This is a genomic window from Paenibacillus sp. D51F, assembly GCF_053345695.1.
The window spans coordinates 1-20,060 of the sequence record NZ_JBKFAO010000024.1; the positions used below are offsets into that span (position 1 = coordinate 1).

Below are 20,060 nucleotides of genomic sequence, written 5' to 3' on the forward strand. Positions count from 1 at the left end.
GTCCCCGCAACCAATATGGAGCTGTGGTGTAGAGGCCTAACATGCCTGCCTGTCACGCAGGAGACCGCGGGTTCGAATCCCGTCAGCTCCGCCATTTTTGATCATTTTGCCGCTGTAGCTCAACTGGTAGAGCAACTGACTTGTAATCAGTAGGTTGGGGGTTCAAGTCCTCTCGGCGGCATTTGACCAAATTTACATGGCGATCGTGGCGAAGTGGTTAACGCACCGGATTGTGGTTCCGGCATTCGGGGGTTCAATTCCCCTCGATCGCCCCATTGCTTCTTGGTGGGGATTAGCCAAGCGGTAAGGCAACGGACTTTGACTCCGTCATTCTCAGGTTCGATCCCTGAATCCCCAGCCATTAAGAGCCATTAGCTCAGTTGGTAGAGCACCTGACTTTTAATCAGGGTGTCGAAGGTTCGAGTCCTTCATGGCTCACTTTTTTCCTAACTTTATATGCGGTTGTGGTGGAATGGCAGACACGCTATCTTGAGGGGGTAGTGGGCGCAAGCCCGTGGAGGTTCGAGTCCTCTCAACCGCACCAATTATTCACCCTGCCAGGTGAATGAAACACTCAGCAATATCTTCTTAACATGCGGTCATGGCGGAATTGGCAGACGCGCTAGATTCAGGTTCTAGTGTCAGCAATGACGTGGAGGTTCAAGTCCTCTTGACCGCACCATCTGCGGAAGTGGCTCAGCGGTAGAGCATCGCCTTGCCAAGGCGAGGGTCGCGGGTTCGATTCCCGTCTTCCGCTCCATAATTATGTGCCCGTAGCTCAGCTGGATAGAGCATTTGACTACGAATCAAAAGGTCGGGAGTTCGAATCTCTCCGGGCACGCCATTTAAATATCGGGATGTAGCTCAGCTTGGTAGAGCACCTGGTTTGGGACCAGGGGGTCGCATGTTCAAATCGTGTCATCCCGACCATTTTTTATCTTCTCCGCGGGTGTAGTTCAATGGTAGAACTTCAGCCTTCCAAGCTGATAGCGTGGGTTCGATTCCCATCACCCGCTCCATACATATGATCGAGACATCCCTGCCGAAAGGCGGGGATTTTTTGCATTTTCAGCTAGGTTTGCAAAGCCGAATTGCTGGCTGTCCTGTACAGTCGGTTCATTGCCATTCAGATATTTGGGGCACATCCGACAACTCTTGCCATAACTATCCGAATTTAGCCGTGAATTCTCCAAAGTGCTGCAGCAATGAGGCTGAATTCAGGACGAAAGCTGATCATTATTTCCAGATGTCAATTTCCCTACTTGCCTTGAAAACAACCTTCCACTTGCATTAGCGCATGCATAAACTGCAATGCAATCGTTGATGAGGGGAGAAGATTTCAAATGCCGGGAAAATGGGGCCTGCATCAATTCTACGCCAAGGATCAGCAAATCAAAAAGCTGCTGCCTCCCACCGTGCTGTTCAACAGGACTACATTTGAACGGTTTCTCGAACAGTACGGCAGCGTCTATATCAAACCCAACATGGAGCATAAGGGAAAAGGAATCATAAAGGCATGGAAAAATGGAAGTGTCTATTCATTCGTGGTTGTGAAAGGCGGAATCCGGCGGTACGGGAATGCGGGAGCGTTGTATAACGCCATACGAAGCCATACGGGAGAGAAACAGCATGTTTTGCAGAAGACGATCCCCTTGGCGAGGATAGGCGGGAGGCCATTCGACATTCGGGTCATGATGATTCGGGACGCATCGGACCAGTGGCGTTATTGCGGAATGCTCGCAAAAGTAGCCCCTGACGGGAGCATCGTAACAAACATGAGCCGGGGAGGCCGTGTAAGAGCTATGGATGATGTGCTGAAACAGGCCTTCAATTGGAATGAGGAAGAGAGGAAACGGTTCAAGGATCAGCTTGTGCTCAGCAGTCAGCGAATTTGCCGGCGATTTGACAGATATAAATATTCCTATCAGATCGGGATCGATTTTGCAGCCGATCGCTCTGGGAGGCTATGGCTTATCGAAGTGAATTTCGATTACCCGTCCCATGCTTTATTCAGCAGGCTGAAGGACAGAACTTATTTCAAGCTGATCAAACAAACCGTCTCCGAGTATCGCTTAGCCCGAAGCAAAAGGAGAATCAAGAAAGCGAATGACTAAGCCTACGGTGTGCCGCTCGTATTGTCTGCCAGGTATTTGGCATATTGAAGGGGCCGGCGCACCGCTTTGAGGTAATTTTGGTACTCGCCGATTTTCCACATGATATCTTTGCAGGGCTTCGGGTTGACTTCGAGCAGCCACACGTTCCCGCTTCGATCGATTCCGATGTCCATCCCGAATTCCATCATGCTTCCGAAGCGGTTTTCGATAACCCGTACTGTTTCATGAGCGAGCTCTTCGCATTCAAGCCGGATTTGGCGCGTTTTTTCTTCCCCGAAATGCTTTGCCATAAAGGATTGGAACGGATAACCTTTATTTCCCTTGGCGATCAAATTGGTATTTGGACTTCCCTCCGCCGCTTGACGTACCCCGATTCCTGTCACTTCCCAATTGCCGGAACCGTTCTTTTGAATAAATAGCCGAATGTCCGCCCACCGGCCTTGAGCCAGCTCCAGATCAAGCCCTTGCTGCAGCAGAAATGTTCCTCCACGGATATTCTCCTTCTTTACCCAACGGTTCATGGCGGCTGCGGCTTTCTCAATCGTCGGGAACCTGTTCTTCCCAATTTTCATAGCCCGAGTACGGAACTGGGCGGAGATGCCGTAATCCCTCTTTCTTATTTGGACGACACCAGCCCCGCCGGTTCCATTTGCAGGTTTCAAATAGAGTATAGGGTGAGTTTTAATCATCTCTTTAAACGTAGATGCATGGTAAGGTCTCGTTTCCGGAATCCATTTCCTCATGCTTTTCGTATCCAAAAAGAGCTTCGTTGCCCTGTTCTTGGTCGTAAATTTTGGATTGGCGATGCGAAGCAGTCCGCTGTTACGGAGCTTCTTGAAGGATGGCGTCCATCCGCTGCGGTAACGGTCGATGACGATATCCGGCCATGGAAACGGCTTTTTTACCCATCCTCCATTTCTTTCCGGTACATACCCGTCTACGAGACGTTTGGTTACATGAACATCCTCATGTCCGAAAAAGTAGACGTTTAAACCGAGCTTCTCTCCTTCTTCATGCAAATGTCGGAAATAGCCGGATTCAAAAAAGGATTTCCCTTTCCTTCTTGCCATAACTCCTATATTAAGCATAAGGGCCTCCCGGGTTTTGGATAAGCAGATATTGAATTGTTTTAGCTTATTCATGCGCAGGTGCTTACGCTATGGACAATTGGTGCTCAAAGGGATTGTTGGATAAAAAAAAGGATAAGCCTGCCATTTGCCTTCTTTGAAGCGCGGGAACATGCTTTTACTTATACGACATGAACTCCGCAACGAGAAAAGCCTATAGATGGGATGGTGGAGAAAGTCTATATCCTGTCCAAAATTAAAAAGAGCCTGTCCATCTTGACGATGGGCAGGCTTGTTGTCATTTTATACGGTTTTCAGGAATTCGACGACCGTCAGCAGGCCTTTGTCGAAGTTTTCCAGGTTGAAATGCTCGTTCGGAGCATGGAGGTTCTCGTCGTCCAGTCCGAAGCCCATCAGTACGACCGGGGATTCGAGAACGCGGGAGAAGGCTGCCATGATCGGAATGGAGCCGCCGTCCTTGGTGAACAGGGCACGGGTTCCGTACACCGCTCCGTAAGCGTCCGCAGCCGTCTGCAGAATCGGATGGGAAGGATCGATGTTGAAGGCGAAGGCACCCTCGCTCCGCTTGAGCTCGAAGCGCGCGCCTGGTTGGATATGCGCGTTCAGGTGCTTCTCGATGCGGTCCATCGTCAGCTGCGGATCCTGCTTGCCTACAAGGCGGCAAGTAATCTTCGCATGGGCGACTTTGGGGATGACCGTTTTGCTGCCTTCGCCCTGGAAGCCGCCGTACACGCCGTTAAGTTCCAGCGTAGGACGGGCGCCGACACGTTCCACGAACGAATAGCCTTCTTCGCCGTACAGAGCGTCCAGGCCGAGTCCTTCACGAACCTTGTTCTCATCCAGGCCTTGCTTGGCGAATTCTTCCCGCATGAGAGCGGACAGCTCCGGAACGCCTTCGTAGAAGCCTTCCACGGCGACCTTGCCTTTCTCGTCATGCAGGGAGTCCAGCAGCGAGACGAGCGCGTGCAGGGCATTCGGTACCGCGCCGCCGTAGGAGCCGGAATGAAGATCCGTGTTGGCCGTCGATACGGTCAGCTCCATGCCGGCAAGGCCGCGAAGGCCGGTACAGATGGCAGGGCGTCCCCGCTCCAGCAGGGAGGTATCGGATACGAGAACGGCGTCGCATGCGAGCTTTTCCTTGTGGGTCTCGAGGAATGGAGGCAGGTTGATGCTTCCGATCTCTTCTTCGCCTTCAATGCAAAGCTTGACGTTGACTGGAAGCGTGCCTTCCTGCTTGAGTATCGCTTCGATCGCTTTGATATGGATGAACGTCTGGCCTTTGTCGTCGGTCGTGCCGCGGCCGTACAGCTTGTCTCCGCGGATCTCCGGCTCGAACGGAGGACTCGTCCACAGGTTCAGCGGATCGACCGGCTGGACGTCGTAATGGCCGTAGACCAGAATCGTCGGTTTGCCTGGGGCATGCAGGTAATCGGCATAGACGACGGGATTGCCCGCCGTCGGCATGATCTCGATATTTTCGAGTCCTGCGCGCTTGAGCGTGTCGGCCAGCCAAGCGGCTGCGGACTGGATGTCTTGCTTATGCTCGGATAGAGCCGAGATGCTCGGAATGCGAAGCCACTGCTTCAATTCCTCCAGCTGTTCTTCCCGGCGTGAAGCGAAATATTCGGAATAGGACATCGATATGTACCTCCTGGAATCCGTAGCGTCACGGACAGCATCGGCATGAAAGCCGTGTGATTCTATTATAACCTGAGCAGGTGCAGGGAATAAACCTCCGTATGATCATTGCCGCAGCTAATGTTCGGGGAGTACGGCCGTTCCCCGTTAAGTTAAAAAAGCAGGCTAAAAAAGCAGGCTAAAAAAGCAGGCTAAAAAAGCCTAAAGCATTTTCTACCGTCCATATGGATTGACGGGACAGGCTTGAGCGCCATACAATGACCACAGAAAGCAAATTGAAGGGAGGCTGATGGAGATGACGGTCATGAACGGAATGGCGATGACGGCAGCTAGCAATGCTGCGGGCAGGAACGATGCACCAACTGAATATGTCACGTACCGGGAAGCGTCATTCCCGGAGGTCTCCACGGACCATGAGTAGGACGATGCGGCGGCATGGCTTGTAGGACGGAGCTGCCCGCACGGCCCATTGATGAAGTCACGGACTCGGAGTCCGTGGCTTTTTTTGTGCGCTTAATTAGCAAAATCAAATCAGGAAATCAGGTGACTTATGATAAACGATTGGAATTATTATGCCGCCCCAACCATGGAATGGGGTCAAGAATCGGAAAGGGATCGAAAGGAGTGGAGCCACGAATCGGAAAGCCATAGAAAGGCATGGAGCAACGAAACTAAAAGCGATCGAAAAGCGTCCGGCCATGAATACGAGAGCAATCGAAAGGCGTCGGACCATGAGTACGAGAGCAATCGAATGACGTCGGACCATGAATACGAGAGCAATCGAAAGACGTCGGACCACCCGGCTGCCGTACCTGCTGCCAATGCCCACCTGCTTGCTCAAATAGGCGAGCAACTGAAGAGCTTTGACAAGAAATGGCCGCATAAAGATGGCGATTCTCCTGATCGGCACTATGCAGTTGTCAATTCCGGCTTATACGATTCGGTTATGCCGAATCGTGAAAAGGCTTCTCCCGCCCTTTATGTCATTCGTGGCGGGAAAAGCCTCTGAGTTACGGCCGACGGCCGATCGGATAACGGCTGCGCAGCGAATGCGCCAGCTCGCGGATGGTGGAGTTCGCCGGCATGCGGACGGAAGGGAAGATGGCATGGCTGCCGCTGCCAAAGGCAGCATCTGCGGCGGCTTCGGCGAACAGGCGGGCCGGATCCGGCCAAAGGCCGTCGACCAGCTCTTCCAAGCTTGCCATCGTGCCGGCCTCCACAAGCGGATAACTGAGATTGGTGTCCGAGCTGCCGGCGGCAGTATCGTAGAACTGACGTACGAGGCGGCCGCGCTCGGCTCCCGAGCCTCCGGCATTGACGAAAGCTTGTATGATGTAGGAGCGGGCGAGCCTGCGCTGCGCGATGCCGCAGAACTTGAGGCCATCAATGCTGAGATCGTAGTCTCCGGGACAGTAGGCTCCCGAGATTTCACCTTTGTCGACACGGGCCCCGAAGCCATCCAGCGCGGCGGCAATCAGCTCGTACATCAGCTGGAAATCATCGTTGAACCGGACCGAGGCGCTGCCTTGAAGAGGCAGGATAAGGGAAATATTCACGACTCCGGGATCAAGAGGCACGGCTGCCCCGCCGGAGTTGCGGACAGCGACTGAAAGCCCGAGGCGCTCAAGTTCCTTGGAGGCAAGCGCGGCCTCCGGCAGCCGGCTGTCGCGCGGTCCCATGACGAAGCCCGAAGGGTGGCGCCAAAGATGAAGAACGGGGACGCCGTCGAGACCGGTCTGGCGGCAGAGCAGCTCGTCCAATGCAAAGGAGTGGAGCACGTCCGGCTCCGCCCAATCATCCATGCGGTCAAGCAAAAGCAGGCCGGGATAAATTTTTTGTATCATGGCAATCTTTTTCCTTCCTTAACAACCGGATCGTTTCCATACACTTTAACATATTCGTCCTATCTCCTTCATGAAGAGTTGCCCGTTATGTCTGGCGACGAATCTGAAGGCGGGAACAGCACCTGATCAACTATGTTGAAGGAGCCGGACATGAGTTCCACCCGGATGATTGGCCGTCCGTTCTTATCGAGATGCTGGACATCACAGGTTCAAGCAGGTAGAGCCAGACATGCGCAGCCATGTAAAAAAGCTTTTCCCGGGCAGTGCCGGGAAAAGCTTTTTTTGTATCCAGGCCTTCTAGCAGGAGCAGTTCAGCACCGGCTTGCGGGCAGCCTGGGTTTCGTCCAGCCGCCGCACGACGGTCGTATAAGGAGCGTTCTGCACGAGCTCCGGCGTTTCCTTCGCTTCGCGGGCGATGCGGATCATCGTGTCGATGAAGGCGTCGAGAGTTTCCTTGCTCTCGGTCTCCGTCGGCTCGATCATGATGCATTCCTCGACGTTGAGCGGGAAGTAGATGGTCGGCGGGTGATAGCCGAAGTCGAGCAGCCGCTTGGCGACGTCGAGCGTGCGCACGCCGTATTCCTTGAGTCCGCGGCCGGACATGACGAACTCATGCTTGCAGACGCCAGGGTACGGAATCTCATAGGCTTCCGAGAGGCGCGCCATCATGTAGTTGGCGTTCAGTACGGCGCATTCCGAGACGCGTCGCAGCCCTTCCGGACCGTAGGTGCGGATATACGTGTAAGCGCGGACCAATATGCCGAAGTTGCCGTAGTACGATTTGACGCGGCCGATGGAAGCGGGACGGTCGAAGTCGAAGAAGTAGCTGCCGTCATCGCGCTTGCCGACGACCGGCTTCGGAAGGAACGGAGTCAGATGGGCTTTTACGCCGACAGGACCAGCTCCGGGACCGCCGCCGCCATGCGGCGTGCTCATGGTTTTGTGCAGGTTGAGATGCACGACGTCGAAGCCCATGTCGCCCGGGCGAGTAATGCCCATGATGGCGTTGGAGTTCGCTCCGTCGTAGTAGAGCAGGCCGCCGGCTTCATGCACGATGGCGGCGATCTCGACGATCTGCTCCTCGAACAGGCCGAGCGTGCTCGGGTTCGTGAGCATGAGGGCGGCTGTATCAGGGCCGACTGCAGCTCGCAGCGCGTCGAGATCGACAAGTCCGCGCTCATTGGACTTGATCGTGATCGTATCCAGGCCGGCCGTCGTGGCGCTGGCCGGGTTGGTGCCGTGCGAGGAGTCCGGCACGATGACCTTCGTGCGCTTCTCGCCGCGGCTCTCGTGATAGGCGCGGATCATCATGAGGCCGGTCCACTCGCCGTGGGCTCCGGCAGCAGGCTGCAGCGTAACGGCATCCATGCCGGTAAGCGCGGCAAGATCGTTTTGCAGCACGTACAACAGCTCCAGCGCGCCTTGGATGCTCTCTTCCGGCTGGTAAGGATGGATGCGGGCGAAGCCGTTCAGCCGCGCCGCATCCTCGTTGATTTTCGGATTGTATTTCATCGTGCAGGAACCGAGCGGGTAGAAGCCGTTGTCGACGCCGAAGTTGCGGCGGGACAGCTCGGTATAATGGCGGATGACGTCCACCTCGTACACTTCCGGCAGGGAAGCCGGCTGCTTGCGGAGCAGGGAGGAAGGGATCAGATCCTCGAGCCCTTCCTCATCCGGCACGTCGCAGACAGGAAGGGAATAGGCTTTGCGGCCTTCACGGCTCATCTCGAAAATGAGCGCTTTCTCCGGTTTCACATCGATGATTCCGGCGCTCTTCAGTTGTTCATGGCTGCTCATGCGCGCGCCTCCTTCGTCAGGCCGCCAAGCGCGGCGGCGAATGCGTCGATCTCTTCCTTCGTGCGCTTCTCGGTTACGGCGACGAGCCTATGGCCCTCCAGCTCCGGGTAAGCGGAGCCGAGATCGAAGCCGCCGAGGAAGCCCTCGGCGAGCAGCTTGCTGTTCAGCTCCTTGGCCGATACGCCTTCCGGCAGAGAGACCACGAATTCATTGAAGAAAGGAGCGGAGCCGAACGGCAGACCGATTCCTTCCACCGAACCAAGCGTCTTGGAGGCGTAATGCGATTTGCGGATATTGAGCTCGGCGGCTTCGCGGATGCCCTGCTTGCCCATCACGCTGAGATAGATGGAAGCGCACAGGGCGAGCAGCGCCTGGTTCGAGCAGATGTTGGATGTCGCCTTCTCGCGGCGGATATGCTGCTCGCGGGCTTGCAGCGTCAGCACGAAGCCGCGCTTGCCGTCGAGATCCTTGGTCTGGCCGACGATGCGTCCCGGCATGCGGCGCATGAGCGGCTCGGCCACAGAGAAAAACCCGCAGGTCGGTCCCCCGAGGGAGGAAGGGATGCCGAGCGGCTGGGCATCGCCGACGACGATGTCGGCGCCTAGCGCGCCGGGGGATTCCAGCAAGCCGAGCGAGAGCGGATTGCTGCTCACGACGAGCAGCCCTTTGGCTTCGTGGATGATCGGCTCGATCGCCGCGAGATCCTCGATGCAGCCGAAGAAGTTCGGCGACTGCACGAGCACCGCGGCAGTCTCGCCGCCAGCGACGGCGGAGCGGAGCGCTTCCAGGTCGGTGACGCCGCCTTGGAACCCGACTTCAACGAGCTCAAGCCCGAGGCCGTGGGCGCTTGTGCGCAAAATCTCGCGCGCCTCTGGATGCACGGCGCTGGAGACGACGATGCGCTTGCGGCGGGTATGGGCGGAGGCAAGAGCCGCCGCCTCGGACAAGGCGGTCGCGCCGTCGTACATGCTGGCGTTGGCGACAGCCATGCCGGTCAGCTCGCAGATGTAGGACTGGAACTCGAAGATCGCCTGCAGCTCGCCTTGGCTGATTTCCGGCTGATAAGGAGTATAAGCCGTATAGAATTCCGAGCGGGAGATCATATGGTTGATGACGACGGGAATATGGTGGTCGTAGAGACCGGCGCCAAGGAAGCTCGTCGTCGTTTCATGATCGGCGTTGCGGCCGGCCAGCTCCTTCAGATGGCGGAGGAGAGCCCATTCGTCGAGCGCGCCCGACATCGGCAGCGTGCCCTTGTAGCGGATCGATTGCGGAATATCGCGGAACAGGTCTTCCAGGGTGGCCGCGCCGATCGTCTGCAGCATTTCCTGCTGGTCCTGCTCGGTCATGGGGATGTAGCGATGCTGGGTCGTCATTAAGGGTTTGTCACTCCTTGGCTGATGCGGGCGATGCCGCGTTTCGTTTGTAGAAAGGGGTTTTGACGACAGCTGCCTTCAACCGCTTGCCGCGGATGTCGACCTCCACCTCGGTGCCGACCGCGGCATGCTCGGCCTGGAGCAGCGCGAGTCCGAGATTGCGCTTCAGCGTCGGCGACTGGGTGCCCGATGTCACCTCGCCGATCAGCTGCTCTCCGGCGTAGACCTGGTAATGGGAGCGCGGGATGCCTCGCTCCAGCAGCTCGATGCCGACAAGCTTGCGGGGCACCCCGGCTTCCTTCTGCGCAGCGAGCGCGTCGCGGCCGATGAAGTCGCCTGCATCCAGCTTCACGAAAAATCCGAGTCCGGCTTCCAGAGGGGATATATCCGCAGACAGCTCCTGGCCGTACAGCGGCAGCCTCGCCTCGAAGCGCAGCGTATCGCGCGCGCCGAGACCGGCGGCCTCGAGGCCGAGCGGAGCGCCGGCTTCCATCAGCGCGCGCCACAGCTTGGCGGCGTCGGCGGCCGGCGCGTACAGCTCGAAGCCGTCCTCTCCGGTGTAGCCGGTGCGGGAGAGCAGCAGCTCGACGCCGCATACGGCCGCCTTCGGCAGGAACTCGAACGGCTTCAGCCCGCTCCAGCCGGTATCTGTGCAGCGGTCCAGTATTTCTCCTGCAAGGGGACCCTGCAGAGCGATCAGCGCCGTATCGTCGGAGCGGTCCTCCACCGTCACGTCCCCGATCAGATGCTCCCGCAGCCAATCGAGATCCTTGCCGATGTTGGAAGCGTTGACGACGAGCATGTACTGGTCCTCGCTGATCCGGTAGACGAGCAGATCGTCGACGACGCCTCCGTCCGGATAGCACATGAGCGTGTATTGGGCGGAGCCGTCTTTCAGCTTGGACACGTCGTTCGTCGTCACGCGCTGCAGGAAATCGCCGGCGAACTGGCCGGTGACGAGGAACTCGCCCATATGGGACACATCGAACAGCCCGGCACGCTGGCGGACAGCCTCATGCTCTTTCAGAATGCCGGTGAACTGAACCGGCAGATCCCAGCCGCCGAAGTCGATGCAGCGGGCTTCGCCGTATTCCTTGTAGAGGGAATGGAGCGGGGTCGTGCGCAGATTGGCCATGGTAGTCCTCCCTTTGTATGCTCGTACTCGAAAGTAAAGCCTGTTCGCTGATTGTTCATCTTCCCCTTGCAAGCATTCAACGCCCGACTGATGGAGAAGCCCTCCTTGGCGCACTAATGAGAGGGAGAAAAGCAAAAAGGACAGCGCAGGAAAAACAACGCTTGCGCCGGCTGCAAAAAAATTCGCAGCCATGCTTAACGTGTCATCCATGCTCTGTCCTTGGTACCTGAGAGTTACCCTGCGCATTCGTCTCCGCAGGTTTCCCCTTGGGTGACGTCGGCGAAGCGGCGGGGCCGCAAGCTTCCGTTCTCTCCAGAGGCGCGTCCCGCAAAGGTCCTTCTGCCTGAGAGATTCCCCTGCCGGGCAGGGTTACTCCTTCGGCGCCGCTTCATGTACCGGCGATCTCTCCCGTTGCGTTCATCCGCATATTCAGTTACAACCAGTTTTACAGATGGGACGACCCTGTGTCAACAGAATTTCAGCTTAAAAGACATGCCGAGTGAGTTATGTTGACACAGCGCCCGTCATCGTTTACGCTTTGCGCATAGATTGCCAAACCAGGCCATGATGGGAAAGGATGAGCGTCCAGTGAGTGAGATTCGCGCAGGATTGGGCTATACGGAGGAGCATGAGTGGGCGGAAGCGGCAGGAGAGACGATTGTTCGGATCGGCATTACGGACCATGCCCAGCATCAGCTCGGTGACATCGTGTTCGTCGAGCTGCCGCAGGCTGGAGACAGCGTTGAAGCGGGACAGCCCCTCGGGACCATCGAGTCCGTCAAAACGGTGTCCGACCTGTACTCCCCCGTCAGCGGAACGGTCGTCCGCGTCAACGAAGAGCTGGGCGACTCGCCGGAGCTCGTCAACACCGATCCTTTTGCCGGCGGCTGGATGATCGAGATCGACACGGGCGCCGACGCCAAGGCGGCGGTAGCGGCGCTGCTGGACGCGGAAGCTTACGCCAAGCTGGCGGACTAGGCTCCCATGCAGCGGAGGAGGGCGCGTTGCCGCGCTCTCCTTTTGCCGCTTGCGGATGTCCATTTTCCCATGCGCGGCTCGGTAATGATTGACTACAGGCATCCGGTCCGTTGACCGGATGCCTTTTTTGTGGTTTCAAGACTAGACCGATCGTTCTCATTCGGAGCCGTCATTCTCGCGATGACGAACAAGGACATCCGGCCGTTCCGACTCGTGGAGGAATTCAAGCCTGTGCTTGTGAATGGAACCGATGGAGGGGTCGGAAACTAAAAGAGATAAATGACGGGGAGAACCTGTCCCAGGAGGGAAATCAGAATGGAAAAAACAATGGGAGCAGCCGCTGCTCCTCAAGAAGGAAATTCCTTCAAGGTTGTTCCGATCATGACCGCTCTGCTGCTTGCCGGATTCATCGGCATGTTCAGCGAAACGGCACTCAATATCGCGCTGAATGAGCTGATGAGCACGTTCAAGGTCGAGCCTGCCACGATTCAGTGGCTTACGACCGGGTTTCTGCTTGTGCTCGCGATTCTCGTACCGATCTCGGGTCTGCTGCTCCAATGGTTCACGACGCGCCAGCTGTTCACCGCATCGCTCGTATTCTCGATTGCCGGCACGCTGATCGCGGCGAGCGCGCCGAGCTTCGCTTTCCTGTTCATTGCAAGGCTTGTCCAGGCGGTCGGCACCGGCCTGCTCATTCCGCTGATGTTCAATACGGTACTGGTTATATTCCCGCCGCACAAGCGGGGAGCGGCAATGGGCATGATGGGGCTTGTCATCATGTTCGCGCCAGCGGTCGGGCCTGCCATAGCCGGCCTGTTCCTCGAGTATGCCAGCTGGAGAACGATTTTCTGGACGGCGCTGCCGCTTCTGGTCGTCGCGCTTCTGTTCGGCCTGATGTTCATGAAAAACGTCTCCGAGCTTGCCCGTCCGCGCATTGACATCTTCTCGATCCTGCTCTCCAGCCTCGGCTTCGGAGGCATAGTCTACGGCTTCAGCAGCGCAGGAGAAGGCGACCATGGCTGGAGCAGCCCGAAAGTCATTATCGGCATCGCCGTCGGCATCGTCGCCTTGATCCTGTTCACCGTCCGCCAGCTGCGGATGAAGCAGCCGATGATGAATCTGCGGGCATTCCGCTTCCCGATGTTCACGCTCGGCACGCTGATGATCTTCATCGGGATGATGATCATTCTTTCCACCGTCATTCTGCTGCCTTTGTATTTGCAGGCCGGCATCGGCCTGCTGCCGCTCGCGGCGGGACTGCTGCTGCTTCCCGGCGGACTGATCAACGGCATCATGTCTCCGGTCATGGGCAGGCTGTTCGATAAATACGGTCCGCGCTGGCTCGTATTGCCGGGCTTGGTGCTTGTGTTCGTCGTGCTTTGGCTGCTGACGGGCATCAATACGGGCACGTCCAAGGGCGAGATCATCCTCCTGCACAGCCTTCTGATGATCGGCATATCCATGATCATGATGCCGGCCCAGACCAACGGGCTGAACCAGCTGCCGCGGGAGCTCTATCCGGACGGAACAGCGATCATGAACACCTTGCAGCAGGTTGCGGGTGCGATCGGCACGGCGCTCGCCATCAGCATCATGACGGCGGGCAGCAAGGCTTATTATGCGGACGGCAAGCATTCGCCCGCCGATCTGTCGACCGTTCCTGCGGCCATGACCCAGGGAGTTCAAAATGCTTTTCTGTTCGTCATGATCTTTGCCGTGTTAGGTTTCGTTTGTTCCTTGTTCATCAAGCGGGTGAAAGTCGAGAAGCAGGAGCAAGTCCATCACGCCGGACATTGAGCCCACCGACACGCCCGGCATGCCATGCACCTCGCGCGTAGACGCGCGAGTGTTATCCTGCGTTCCTTGGAGCGGAGGATTTTTTTTGGCTGGATGGATTGACAGATTTGCAGGAAGAGGATATCTTATTTATTGATCAATAAATTGTACAGAACAGGGAAGGTAAAGTAACTCATGACACCGAGAGAGGAACAGGCGGCAGGACGCAAGGAGCAGATTTTGAGCGCTGCCGCCGCGCTGTTTGCCGAGAAAGGGTATTACAAAACAACGACGGCGGATGTGGCTTCCGCGGTCGGCGTTACCCAGCCGTACGTCTTTCATTTTTTCCGGACGAAGGAAGCTCTCTACATGTCCGTCCTGCAGAGGGCGGCACAGCAGATCCGCGGAGCGTTCGAGGCGGTTCAGGCGCCTCCCGGCGAGCTCGAGCAGGCGATGGGCCATGCGTTCCAGGAGCTGCTGGAGGGAGGCTTCCGCAGCGAAGTGCTGCTCTGCATGACGGCCCACTCCATACCGGAGCCGGGCATCCGCCAATATGTACGGGAAGAGTTTGCCGTCATTCATGCGAGCTTGAAGGTCCGTTTTGAACGGGCAGGCCTGGAGTTCCCGGGCTTCCGCGCGACCCAGTTCATCGGTCTCGGGCTAGCCATCGCCCTGTCCGAGCTGACAGGACTGAAACAGCTGCTGCCTTGGGAGGAGAGCTTGGATTGCTGAAGCTTGGCCGCTGCCTTCGAAGCTGATTGAGCATGGAAGAAGAGTTCAACGAGTTGTTTCCGGGAATGAGGAGCGCCGCTTAACCAGCGGTTCTTTTTATCCCTGATAATTTATTGACTGATAAATAAAAGGAGAGTGAAAGGAATGGCTAAAGCGATATCAGGAAGGTTTACTGCGGAAATGGATGGCCCGTTCGTTGTGTTCGTCATCGGGATGAGGATCAACAAGCTGCTGGCCGTGCGCAAGTGGCTGCCGGTAGTCCGCTCGATGGGGCCGATGTTGCGGGAGCTGTACGCCAATGCGGATACGGGCTTCATCAGCCATGAGATGTACTTGGGCGCGCGCGGCCCTGTGCTGCTGCAGTACTGGAGATCCTACGAACAGCTGGAGCGATATGCGCGGGGCGGCATTCATCTGGAGGCATGGAAGAAGTTCAACCGTTCCGTTGGAACGGACGGGTCGGTCGGCATCTTCCATGAAACGTATGTGATCCAGCCCGGAAACCATGAGGCGGTCTACGGAAACATGCCGGTCATGGGACTCGCCAAAGCGGGCAGGCATGTCCCCGCAACCGGCCGCAAGGAGACGTCGCGCCGCAGAATGGGCGGGGATTCTGCTCCAGCCGTGCCGTCCCCGCCCAACCCTCATGCCTGAAGGGGGAAGGGGGAAATTTCTGCGGCCGGTGCTGGAATGGGCCCAGCGCTTGCCCGGCCGACCGCTATTTTCAAAGATATAGTCATCCCGCAAGAGGAAGGATGATGATTGAGGAAGAAGGCCGACCCCAGCGGAGGAAGGCTCGACGGACGCAGGCAAACGCATCCAACAATGAGCGCAGTCCTTCCGGCGATCTGTACGCCGGCGATGTGAGCGCAGGTTGAAATCGCCTATAGTCAAACTAACCGGCTCCAGTCCATTGACTTTTTTGGCGGGGCGATGATACATTGGCAAAGTGCTCTTCGGTTCGGGTATGGACCGGAGCAAAAGGATGGGGCTGAACGCCCTTCGAGGAGGATTACGGATGCGAAGCATGGCACTAGCAATGATCAAACCTGACGATGCTCGCACCAAGCGTAATCCGATGCCTCGCTGATGATCCGTTAATCATCAGGCGCACGGTTACGTTCCTGTAATCGTGCGCCTCTATACGTTCCGCGACCGGAATGGCCGCCGCGGCAAGGATTCCCTATCTCCTTGCCTGCGGGCATCCGTCGGCGAAATGCAGGGCGCACCGCTTACAGGCGGCGCGCCTTTTTTAATGGGCATCGGGCACTTTGCATCACGCTGGAGAGAGAAAATGACAGAGCCTGTTCAGGCAGCGCGGGAAAGAGCGCATAGCGGCTCGAACCTCAAGCAGCCGTAACGGCTCAAAGGATTGGGGAGGTGTCCAATGTTTAGTGTAATAGGCAAGCTGGGCTGGTATTTCAAGATGGAGTGGCGGCGCTACTCTCTGGCTGTCGGCTTGTTGATCTTCGTCGGCTTTCTGGAGGTGATTCCTCCGCGTCTGCTCGGTTACACCATTGATGGAATCAGCCAGGGAAGGCTTGCGGATTCTACTTTTTACTGGATCGTGGCAGGCTGGCTGGCCATCACGGTATCCAGCTATCTCATCACGTACGGCTGGATGTCCCGCCTGTTCGGCGGAGCCAACGTGCTGGAGCGGCTGCTTCGGGGCAAGCTGATGGGCCAGTTCATGAGAATGACCCCGACTTTCTACGAGCGCAACCGGACGGGAGACCTCATGGCCCGCTCGACGAACGATCTGTGGGCGATTTCGATGACGGCCGGCTTCGGCATACTGACGCTGGTGGATTCCACGGTGTGGATGCTGACGCTGCTCGGCATGATGATATTCCTGATCAGCTGGAAGCTGACGCTGGCAGCTCTGCTGCCGCTGCCGATCATCGCGCTGCTGATGGCTGTCTTCGGCCGCATGATCCATGACCGCTTCATCAAGGCGCAGGACGCCTTCGGGGAGCTCAATGACGAAGTGCTTGAATCCGTATCCGGCGTACGCGTCGTCCGCGCCTATGTGCAGGAGGAAGCGGACCGGGACCGGTTCCATGCCAAGACGAACGAAGTGCTCCGCCGCAACATCGCGGTCGCTCGCGTCGACGCGCTGTTCGAGCCGGTGAACAAGATCCTGGTCGGACTGAGCTACATTATCGGCCTGGTTTATGGCGGAGTACTCGTATTCCAGGGTGAAATCACGCTTGGCGATCTCATTTCCTTCAACATCTTCCTCGGCATGCTGATCTGGCCGATGTTCGCCATCGGCGAGCTGATCAACGTCATGCAGCGCGGCAGCGCCTCGCTCGACCGCGTGGAGGAAACGCTGCACACGCCTGCGGACGTCGAGGACAAAGGCGAGCTCGTACAAGTGGAGCAGCCGGGCGAAATCATGTTTTCCGACGTCACATTCCGCTATCCTTCCTCCAAGGAGGATAACCTCTCGAATGTCAGCTTCCGGCTGCCTCGCGGCGGGACGCTGGGCATCGTCGGGCGCACGGGAAGCGGCAAAACGACGATACTGAAGCAGCTCATCCGGGAATATCCGGCAGGCAGAGGAGACGTTGCCGTGAGCGGAGTTTCCATCGATCGAATACCGCTCGACCGCCTTCTGGGCTGGTTCGGCTATGTGCCGCAGCAGCCGATCCTGTTCTCCCGAACGATCCGCGAGAATATCCTATTCGGTGCCCATGGGGCAACGGAGGAGGATTTGGAGCGCGCGCTCGTCCGCGCTTCCTTTGCCAAGGATGTGCTGTTCCTTCCCGATGGCCTGGAAACGCTCGTCGGCGAGAAGGGCGTCGCTCTCTCCGGAGGGCAGAAGCAGCGCGTCAGCATTGCGCGGGCGCTCATCGCCGATCCGGAGATTCTGCTGCTTGACGACGCCTTGTCGGCCGTCGATGCGAAGACGGAGGCCGAGATCATCGAGGGCATCCGCACGGAGCGGGCAGGCAAAACGACAATCATTACGACGCACAGGCTGTCGGCTGTCCAGCACGCCGATCTGATTCTCGTCATGGAGGACGGCAGGATCGTGGAGGAAGGCACCCATGAGCAGCTTCTGCAGCAAGGCGGCTGGTACCGGGAGCAATACGACCGGCAGCAGCTCGAAGCATTCGTTCAATCTTAATCGCAAAGAAGGTGAAAACAAGTGAATCAACCGAAAACAGGCAAGCGGCTGCTGCAGTACGCTCTCCTATTTAAAAAACAGATCGTGTTAGCCCTTATTCTGCTCACCTTCGCGGTCTGCGCCGAAATGGTCGGTCCGCTGCTCGCGAAGCGGATGATCGACAACAATATCCTCGGCATCGAGAAGCCATGGATTTCCGTGGAATCGGCGGCAGACGGGAGCGTCCCCTACAACGGGAACCTGTACGTCCGCTCCGACCGTGCGGACAGCCTGGAGAGCAGCGGCCCGCAGCTGAATATCGTGCAGGAAGGCAGCAACTTCTATGCGATCGAAGGAACGTTGCCGGAAGGCAAGCGGAAGGTGGAAAACGGCGAGCTCCTGCTGACTTCGGCAGACGGCAGCAAGCAGGCTTATCCCGCCGCCAGCATGTCCCGCGATGAGGTCTATGCGTTCTACAAGCCGGAGCTGAATCCGCTCCTCGTGCTTGCTGCCGCATACTTCGGCCTGCTGGTCATCGCAGCCATCTTCACCTACGGCCAAAAGCTGCTGCTGCAGACGACTGCGAACCGCATCGTGCAGCGCATGCGCGAGGATGTATTCGCCCATACGCAGCGTCTTCCGGTCCAGTATTTCGACAATCTGCCCGCGGGCAAGGTCGTATCGCGGATTACGAACGATACGGAATCGATCCGGGAGCTGTTCGTCGCCGTGCTGGCCAACTTCTTCTCGGGCATCGTATATATGGCGGCGATTCTGGGCGCCCTGTTCATTCTCAGCCCTACGGTAGCCTGGTTCGCCATACCCGTATTTCCGATCCTCTTCGTCTGGATCGTCTTCTATCGCCGCCTGGCCGGCCGCTACAACAGCGTCATCCGCGCGAAGCTCAGCGATATCAACGCCATGATCAACGAATCGATCCAGGGGATGAGCATCATCCGAGTCTTCCGCCGCGAGCGCAGCACGGCGAAGGAGTTCAAGGAAATGAACGATGAGTTCTACTCCTTCCAGATCAAGCTGCTCAAGCTCAATTCGTGGACTTCCCACAACCTTGTGAACGTCGTGCGGAACCTGATCTTCCTGGCCGTCATCTGGATGTTCTGGGGAGGGGATCTCGGAGCGGCCGTAACCGTGGGCATCATGTACGCCTTCATCGATTACATGAACCGCATGTTCCAGCCGATCGTGGGCATCGTGAACCAGCTCACCAACCTGGAGACGGCAAGGATATCGGCCGGACGGGTGTTCGAGCTGATGGACGAACCGGGAACGGAGGTTTCCTCCGGCACGATGCCTCGCTATCGAGGAGAAGTCGCTTTCGAGAACGTGACCTTCGCTTACAAGAAAGAAGAGAACGTTCTGCGCAACATTTCCTTTGCCGCCGCGCAGGGACAGACGGTCGCCCTCGTCGGGCATACCGGCTCCGGCAAAAGCTCCATCCTCAACCTGCTGTTCCGGTTCTATGACATCGAGCATGGCCGGATTACGATCGACGGAATGGATGTCCGCGACGTTCCGAAGCAGCAGCTGCGCCAGCATATGGGCATCGTGCTGCAGGATCCGTTCCTCTTCACGGGTACGATCGCATCCAATGTCAGCCTGGGCAACCCGGATATTACGCGGGAGCAGGTCGTGCAGGCGCTGCGCGACGTAGGCGCGTACGAGATGTTCATGCGTCTGCCGCATGGAATCGACGAGCCTGTCATCGAGAAGGGCAGCACGCTGTCTGCCGGACAGCGCCAGCTGATATCGTTCGCACGCGCGCTTGCCTACAATCCCGCTATCCTCATTCTGGATGAGGCGACGGCGAGCATCGATACCGAGACCGAAGCGGTCATCCAAAAGGCGCTTGGCGTACTCAGCCAAGGCCGCACGACGTTTGTCATCGCGCATCGTCTGTCTACCATAAGGGAAGCCGATCAGATCCTCGTGCTGGATCGCGGACGCATCGTCGAACGCGGCAATCACGAGAGCCTCATGCAGCAGGGCGGCAAGTACTACGCCATGTATCAGCTGCAGTCGGGAAGTCCGGCTTCGGCGCAGGTATCCTGAAGTCTTTCTTATAGAAGGTGTTTCATTCAAAAAGGGGCGTCGCCCCTTTTTTTTAATTCTGTTTTAAAGCTCAGCCATGGCGTTTGAAGCCAGCAAGCACAGGGTTTCTGCTGCAGGCCTTGGTATATGAGAAGGGGGAGCCAACATGGATTCCAAGGATCTTGATTTCAAATCTTGATTTGGAATGTATGGATGGGAAGAAGGGCATGATTTAAAAGGTTTTTCATTTTTTTTTAAAAAAGGGGTTGCGCAATCGTAGGTGTCCATGGTATATTCTAATTCCGGCCGAGAGATACACGGTACGGACGCGAAAAACGGACAAGCAGTACCGGCGATCGCAACTGAATTTGTTCTTTGAAAACTGAACAACGAGTGAAGCAAGTCAACGTTATAAATGAGC

16 protein-coding genes, 11 tRNA genes and 2 riboswitches are annotated in these 20,060 nt (G+C 57.2%); of the genes, 20 read left to right on the top strand and 7 right to left on the bottom strand.

Annotated features, from left to right (window positions below):
• Nucleotides 1-17: 17 nt before the first annotated feature.
• The 12 genes from ACLBWT_RS23020 to ACLBWT_RS23075 all read left to right on the top strand — a co-directional run bounded on the left by ACLBWT_RS23020 (nt 18) and on the right by ACLBWT_RS23075 (nt 2,114).
• Nucleotides 18-94 (top strand) — tRNA-Asp (locus ACLBWT_RS23020).
• 14 nt (nt 95-108) lie between these two features.
• Nucleotides 109-181, top strand: a tRNA-Thr gene (locus ACLBWT_RS23025).
• An 18-nt stretch (nt 182-199) separates the two neighbouring features.
• Nucleotides 200-275, top strand: a tRNA-His gene (locus tag ACLBWT_RS23030).
• An 11-nt stretch (nt 276-286) separates the two neighbouring features.
• A tRNA-Gln gene (locus tag ACLBWT_RS23035) sits at nt 287-361 on the top strand.
• Between the two features lie 4 nt (nt 362-365).
• A tRNA-Lys gene (locus ACLBWT_RS23040) sits at nt 366-438 on the top strand.
• A gap of 20 nt (nt 439-458) precedes the next feature.
• Nucleotides 459-544, top strand: a tRNA-Leu gene (locus ACLBWT_RS23045).
• Nucleotides 545-595: 51 nt separating this feature from the next.
• A tRNA-Leu gene (locus ACLBWT_RS23050) sits at nt 596-682 on the top strand.
• A gap of 3 nt (nt 683-685) precedes the next feature.
• Nucleotides 686-760, top strand: a tRNA-Gly gene (locus tag ACLBWT_RS23055).
• A 7-nt stretch (nt 761-767) separates the two neighbouring features.
• Nucleotides 768-844, top strand: a tRNA-Arg gene (locus ACLBWT_RS23060).
• 9 nt (nt 845-853) lie between these two features.
• A tRNA-Pro gene (locus ACLBWT_RS23065) sits at nt 854-930 on the top strand.
• A gap of 15 nt (nt 931-945) precedes the next feature.
• Nucleotides 946-1,019 (top strand) — tRNA-Gly (locus ACLBWT_RS23070).
• Between the two features lie 324 nt (nt 1,020-1,343).
• Nucleotides 1,344-2,114 carry a YheC/YheD family protein gene (locus ACLBWT_RS23075; RefSeq protein WP_447665400.1) on the top strand — a complete coding sequence of 257 codons (771 nt, stop codon included), beginning with the start codon at nt 1,344-1,346 and terminating at the stop codon, nt 2,112-2,114.
• A gap of 2 nt (nt 2,115-2,116) precedes the next feature.
• Here the strand turns inward: ACLBWT_RS23075 and ACLBWT_RS23080 are convergent, their stop codons facing one another.
• Complete coding sequence (locus ACLBWT_RS23080; RefSeq protein WP_447665401.1) at nt 2,117-3,184, bottom strand: YheC/YheD family endospore coat-associated protein; 1,068 nt, start codon at nt 3,182-3,184, stop codon at nt 2,117-2,119.
• Nucleotides 3,185-3,484: 300 nt separating this feature from the next.
• Nucleotides 3,485-4,840: a dipeptidase gene (locus ACLBWT_RS23085; RefSeq protein WP_447665402.1), complete on the bottom strand. Its 1,356-nt coding sequence runs from the start codon at nt 4,838-4,840 to the stop codon at nt 3,485-3,487.
• Between the two features lie 295 nt (nt 4,841-5,135).
• Between ACLBWT_RS23085 and ACLBWT_RS23090 the strand changes: the two genes are divergently transcribed.
• Both ACLBWT_RS23090 and ACLBWT_RS23095 read left to right on the top strand, forming a co-directional pair.
• Nucleotides 5,136-5,261, top strand: coding sequence for a hypothetical protein (locus tag ACLBWT_RS23090; RefSeq protein WP_447665403.1), 126 nt, complete (start codon nt 5,136-5,138; stop codon nt 5,259-5,261).
• Nucleotides 5,262-5,390: 129 nt separating this feature from the next.
• Nucleotides 5,391-5,849, top strand: coding sequence for a hypothetical protein (locus tag ACLBWT_RS23095; protein ID WP_447665404.1), 459 nt, complete (start codon nt 5,391-5,393; stop codon nt 5,847-5,849).
• 1 nt (nt 5,850) lies between these two features.
• On the opposite strand, the gene ACLBWT_RS23100 is transcribed toward ACLBWT_RS23095, so the two are convergent.
• From ACLBWT_RS23100 to gcvT, 4 genes are all read right to left on the bottom strand, one after another.
• The gene (locus ACLBWT_RS23100; RefSeq protein WP_447665405.1) at nt 5,851-6,684 is read right to left on the bottom strand and encodes a lipoate--protein ligase family protein; all 834 of its coding nucleotides are present in this window, start codon (nt 6,682-6,684) and stop codon (nt 5,851-5,853) included.
• 297 nt (nt 6,685-6,981) lie between these two features.
• Nucleotides 6,982-8,439, bottom strand: a complete 1,458-nt coding sequence (gene gcvPB, locus ACLBWT_RS23105; protein WP_447665414.1) for an aminomethyl-transferring glycine dehydrogenase subunit GcvPB — start codon at nt 8,437-8,439, stop codon at nt 6,982-6,984.
• A 38-nt stretch (nt 8,440-8,477) separates the two neighbouring features.
• The gene (gene gcvPA / locus ACLBWT_RS23110; protein WP_447665406.1) at nt 8,478-9,857 is read right to left on the bottom strand and encodes an aminomethyl-transferring glycine dehydrogenase subunit GcvPA; all 1,380 of its coding nucleotides are present in this window, start codon (nt 9,855-9,857) and stop codon (nt 8,478-8,480) included.
• A 10-nt stretch (nt 9,858-9,867) separates the two neighbouring features.
• Entirely contained in the window at nt 9,868-10,992 is a 1,125-nt protein-coding gene (gcvT, locus tag ACLBWT_RS23115; protein WP_447665407.1) for a glycine cleavage system aminomethyltransferase GcvT, read from the bottom strand.
• 211 nt (nt 10,993-11,203) lie between these two features.
• A riboswitch (glycine riboswitch) is annotated at nt 11,204-11,310 on the bottom strand.
• Nucleotides 11,311-11,313: 3 nt separating this feature from the next.
• Nucleotides 11,314-11,413, bottom strand: a riboswitch (glycine riboswitch).
• Between the two features lie 167 nt (nt 11,414-11,580).
• Here gcvT and gcvH point away from each other — a divergent pair.
• The 6 genes from gcvH (at nt 11,581) to ACLBWT_RS23145 (ending at nt 19,660) form a co-directional block, all read left to right on the top strand.
• Nucleotides 11,581-11,970, top strand: coding sequence for a glycine cleavage system protein GcvH (gcvH, locus tag ACLBWT_RS23120; protein WP_447665408.1), 390 nt, complete (start codon nt 11,581-11,583; stop codon nt 11,968-11,970).
• A 327-nt stretch (nt 11,971-12,297) separates the two neighbouring features.
• The gene (locus tag ACLBWT_RS23125) at nt 12,298-13,767 is read left to right on the top strand and encodes a DHA2 family efflux MFS transporter permease subunit (protein WP_447665415.1); all 1,470 of its coding nucleotides are present in this window, start codon (nt 12,298-12,300) and stop codon (nt 13,765-13,767) included.
• Between the two features lie 174 nt (nt 13,768-13,941).
• A complete protein-coding gene (locus ACLBWT_RS23130) occupies nt 13,942-14,478 on the top strand; it encodes a TetR/AcrR family transcriptional regulator (RefSeq protein WP_447665409.1) in 537 nt (178 codons plus the stop codon).
• 144 nt (nt 14,479-14,622) lie between these two features.
• Nucleotides 14,623-15,132 (top strand): DUF4188 domain-containing protein, encoded by a 510-nt coding sequence (locus ACLBWT_RS23135; RefSeq protein WP_447665410.1) that lies wholly within the window; start codon nt 14,623-14,625, stop codon nt 15,130-15,132.
• A gap of 733 nt (nt 15,133-15,865) precedes the next feature.
• Nucleotides 15,866-17,611, top strand: a complete 1,746-nt coding sequence (locus ACLBWT_RS23140) for an ABC transporter ATP-binding protein (protein WP_447665411.1) — start codon at nt 15,866-15,868, stop codon at nt 17,609-17,611.
• Between the two features lie 21 nt (nt 17,612-17,632).
• Complete coding sequence (locus ACLBWT_RS23145; RefSeq protein WP_447665412.1) at nt 17,633-19,660, top strand: ABC transporter ATP-binding protein; 2,028 nt, start codon at nt 17,633-17,635, stop codon at nt 19,658-19,660.
• 63 nt (nt 19,661-19,723) lie between these two features.
• Here the strand turns inward: ACLBWT_RS23145 and ACLBWT_RS23150 are convergent.
• A partial coding sequence (locus ACLBWT_RS23150; protein WP_447665413.1) for a hypothetical protein occupies nt 19,724-20,060 on the bottom strand: 337 nt, incomplete at its 5' end.